Source organism: Phycisphaerae bacterium (genome assembly GCA_012729815.1).
GTDB lineage: Bacteria > Planctomycetota > Phycisphaerae > JAAYCJ01 > JAAYCJ01 > JAAYCJ01.
This window is the reverse complement of record JAAYCJ010000110.1, coordinates 1-4,462: the sequence shown is the minus strand read 5'-3', so window position 1 is coordinate 4,462 and position 4,462 is coordinate 1. Positions and strand designations below refer to the sequence as shown.

The following is a 4,462-nucleotide window of genomic DNA, read 5'->3' as shown; positions in this document are numbered from 1 at the left end:
AAGCGGTCCACGGTCGCCTCGAAGTCGGCTCCCGCGTATTCGGCCGTCTTCTTCGCGGCGGGGTCGAAAACCAGCACCTTGCTCCCGTCGGCCTCGGCCTTGAGCGCCACGGCATAGCGGCCGTCGCGATGGACTACAATGGCCGGGAGCGGATAGCCGGCGAGCAGTTTTTTCAGCGGCAGTTTCTTGAGCTTGGCCTTGAATTCGAGCCGCTGGGCGATGCGCAGCAGCTCCTCCGGGGTCACCTCCCGCTGGATGCCGTACTCCCGGGTCAGGGCGCGGATGTCGACGTCGATGCGGCTGAGGCGCGCCACCACCTCCAGGGCGATCAGTCCGGCGCTCATCGGACCTCCCCTTCCCGCCACATTTTGAGGCGCAGCCCGGCCAGTCGGCCCTGCATCCGCTCCAGGGCCGCGGCGAGCCGCTGTTCCTTGAATTCGATCTCGCGCCGCACCCAGGTCATGCGGTCGGTGATCCGCTGTTGCGCCAGCCGCTGGTCGGTTGCGGCCCGCTGCTCCAGGACCTCTTCCCGGCGCCGGGCATCGGCTTCACCGCTTTGGGCCAATTGGTAGGTCTGGTAGGCAGCCAGCATCTCCCGGCGCCGGTCGCCGAGGCGCCGCTCCTTCTCCATCTCCAGCTGTTCCGCTTCCGCTGTCAAACGCCGAATACGAGCCATATCCCGAAAGCCGCTGAAAACCTCCCAGCGGGCCACCAGCGCCACGGAAAGATCCCGCGACCGCAGATTCTCCAGGGAGATCGAGAAGCTGTCCTCGTCGGAGCCGAGAGCGCGGTAGCTCCCAGCCAGGCTGATAGTGGGGAGCAGAGAACATTCCAGTATCCTTTTTTCTTTTTGCTTTTTTTCAATCTCCTCGGCCAGGGCGCGGATTTCCGGAAGGAATTCCGGGCTGGGCCGTTCTTCCACGCCCCTTAAGTCCGGTAACGGGGCGAAATCCACGGTTTCGGCGGCGTAGTCCTCGCCGGTGAAGAAGCTTAAGTTGAGAAGCGCCTCTTCCAGGCCGCGCCGCAACGTCTCCTGCTCGGTAACCGCCTCGGCCAGGCCCAGGGCCGCGTCATTGACCTCCACCTGGCCGACCGCGCCGGAATCGCGCAGCCTTCCGGCCAGTTCATAGAGCTCCCGGCGATGGCCGAGGATCTCCCGGCCCGTCTTCCAGCGCCGGGACATCTCCATACAACGGGCAAAAGCGTCAAGGACCTTCAGCCGGGTGTCGACCAGCGTCTGCTCCGCCTGAAAAGCCGCGATACGGATATCCCTTTTCGCGTTGCCCACTTTCAGTTCCCTGGCACCGAAATCGAACAGAAGGTAGCTCAGCCCGATCCCGACGCCATGCTGATAGGTGGAGCCGTCGATGGGGATGGTTTGATCTCCCACGGTGACGATGTTATTGCCGTCCGTCGTCAGATCTTCAACATACTGATTATCAAAACGAATCGTGAGGGCAGGAAAATAGAGGGAACGCGTCTCCCAGAGGGCATAGCGGCTGATGTCGATCTCTTTGGAGGCGATGCGCAGATCCCAGGAATGGGCCAGAGCCTTGGCCAGGGCCGAATGCAGGGTGAGCGGCCCGGCAACGGCCGGGGCCGGAGAGAAAAACAAGAAAAACGGGAAGAGATAAAGGGAGAGCCGTCCGCCGGCCCGCCACGAAGCAAACGGTTTCATGACAATCTGTTCGGGAAAAAAAACAACCGAAGGGGTGAAAAACCATAGGTTCCCCACCCCTTCAACAGAGATCGATCAGTTTTGATGCCAGGTGTTGGCCACCATGGTCATCAGTTCCTGGTTGTCGTAGACTCCATCGAGGCTGTCGAGGGCGATACCCTGGTCGGCGGCATAGGCGGACATCTGCTGGACCAGCAGATTGATATCCGCATCCGTCAGGTACCCGCCGTCGGCCAGTTGGACGCTCTCCACCCGGTAAGCCTCCGACTGGAACCAGTTTTTCACGGTGAGGATGTCGCTTGTGCTGGCGATGCCCAGAACCAGGTCGTCGCCGTTCCGGAACAGTCCGATGTCGGAAGTGCCCAGACCCGAGTCAAACAGGATGGCGTCGTTCTGGTCGGCGGCGGTGTCATAATCGAACAGGCTGTCCTGGCCGCTGCCGCTGGAAAACAGGTAGGTGTCGTCCCCGGAACCGCCGTTCAGGGTGTCGTTGCCGGCGCCGCCGTCGAGGGTATCGTTGCCGGAACCGCCCGAAAGGATGTTTTTCCCGGCATTGCCGATTAGCTCGTTGTCCAGAGAATTGCCCGTGCCATTGATGTTGCCCGTACCAGTCAGTTCGAGGTTCTCCAGATAAATTCCGAGTTTATAGCTGACACTCGATCTGACGGTGTCGTTCCCTTCGTCGGCGTACTCGTATACCGTCGTCGAATTATTATCCACGATATAGGTGTCGTCACCGCTACCACCGACGAGACGATCGCCGTCGTCATCATCGTCATCATCGTCATCATCGTCGTCATCATCACTCCGACTACTACCACCATATAAAATATCGTTGCCAGCACCGCCATATAACCTGTCATCGCCCATGCCGCCGTCCAGATAATCGTCGCCGTCGTTGCCATACAGAGTGTCATCATCGCCGCGTCCCTCCATCACATCGCGCAGGGATGTGCCCCTCAGGTAGTTGTCGTCACCGTTTCCGACGATGTGGTTGGCAATATCCAACGTGAATGCGGTACTCGCGGAGAGTTCTCCCGGATCCGTCGCCGAAACCAGAATCGACATCAGCCCGGCCGAGGTACTGTTCGGCGTGCCGTTAAAGGTACAGGTATCGGCATCGAAACTTAACCACGATGGCAAGGCCCTGCCGTCGTCCAGCGTAGCAGTATAACTCAACACGTCTTCGGGATTTGCGTCCGTGAAGGTTCCATCCGGAATGGTGTAGCTGAATGCAGCGTCCTCGGTCGCCAATTGCGTATCAATGGGCACGGCGACGACCGGCGCATAGTTGGCATTGACAATCTCAATGGCGAAAGCCGACTCTGCGGTGGCGGCGTGACTGTCAACGGCAACGATCTTCACCGATCGGGAACCAACGTCCTGCAATAGCGGCGTGCCACTGAAGGTACGGGTAGCGGCGTCGAAGCTCAGCCAGTCTGGCAAGGGGCTGTCATCGCTCAAGGTGGCGATATAGCTCAGGTGGTCGCCGGCATCCACGTCCTGGAAAGTTCCATCAGGTACCGTGAAGCTGAACAGGCTGTTCTCGACGCCCTGTTGATCGGCAATGGGCACGGACACCGTCGGCGCATCGTTGACGTTGCTCACCGTCAACGCGAAGGTGTCGCTGACGGATACACCCGTCAGATCGATGGCCGTTACCCTGAGCGCGAGTGCCCCCACGTCGGCATTTTCCGGGGTGCCTGTAAACGTGCGCGTCGTGGCATCGAAGTTCAGCCAGTTCGGAAGCGGTTTGCCGTCGTCCAATGTCGCCGCATAGCTCAGACTGTCGCCGACATCTACGTCGGCAAAAGTATTTTCCGGGACGGTGAAACTGAATGGTGCATCCTCGTCCGTGGTCTGGTCGGCGATGGGCGCTGCAACTGTCGGCGCATCGTTGACATTGAGCACGGGGACAGAGGAGTCGCTCGCAAGGATCTCCGGCGTTGTATAGCCATCCATGTAGCTTGCCACAATGCGCAGATGCTGTCCGACCAGTGTCTCGTCCGTCAGCGTCAGGCTTGTGTCCGTCGCGCCAACGATATCCGTCCAGTTCGTCTTGTCCGCTGAATACTGCCACTGGTAAGAAACCGCACCCAGACCGTCTGGATCGGACAGGGTGCTCTCGACGTTCAGGGTTGCGTACTGCCTGACCTCGCCGGCGATGGCCAGCCCACCGCTGGGCGGCGCATTCAAGGCCTGGTGCAAGGAGTCGGCCGCCCATAGTGTTCCGTCGGCGAATTCGATATGCTCGACGGCAAAGACGTTCGGGCTCAGCTCCGCAAAGCGCAGGCTTCCGCCGTCCGCAAAGACCAGAACGGCCTCGCCGTTGTCGCGGCAGCCCTGAACCTGATCCGGCTTGATGCCGGCACCGAGCAGGATACGATCCATGCCCGTACTCTCTTCGATGCGGTCGTGGCCGTCGCCCAGGTCGTAGCAATAGACATCGTCTCCGTCGCCGCCGCTCAACAGGTCGTCGCCACCTCCACCGGCCAGGATGTTGGTTCCGCTATTGCCGGTGATGACGTTGGCGAGCACATTGCCGGTGCCGTTCAGATCGGCACCGCCCGTCAGAATCAGGTTTTCGACATTTGCCCACAGCGCAGCATCCACACTGCTGTAGGCGGTATCGATGCCTTCATCGGCCAGTTCGATAACGGCATCCAACGGATTATCCACCACATAGCGGTCGTCACCCGTGCCGCCGACCATCGTATCCGCGCCGCTGCCGCCGTCCAGCAGGTCGTCGCCGGCCATACCGTAGAGCGCATTGTTACTGCTGTT

At 60.5% G+C, this 4,462-nt stretch carries 3 protein-coding genes; all 3 read right to left on the bottom strand.

What is annotated here, in order from left to right:
• Positions 1–344, bottom strand: a 344-nt coding sequence (locus GXY33_08010; GenBank protein ID NLX05073.1) for a type I secretion system permease/ATPase, incomplete at its 3' end; no start/stop codon positions are given.
• Complete coding sequence (locus GXY33_08005) at positions 341–1,678, bottom strand: TolC family protein (protein NLX05072.1); 1,338 nt, start codon at positions 1,676–1,678, stop codon at positions 341–343. The genes GXY33_08010 and GXY33_08005, both read right to left, overlap by 4 nt.
• Positions 1,679–1,753: 75 nt before the next feature.
• The coding region (locus tag GXY33_08000) for a hypothetical protein (GenBank protein NLX05071.1) at positions 1,754–4,462 on the bottom strand (2,709 nt) is incomplete at its 5' end.

Coding starts and splice junctions, on each gene's coding strand:
- GXY33_08005 (NLX05072.1), bottom strand. CDS start 1,678: ATGAAACCGTTTGCTTCGTGGCGGGCCGGCGGACGGCTCTCCCTTTAT.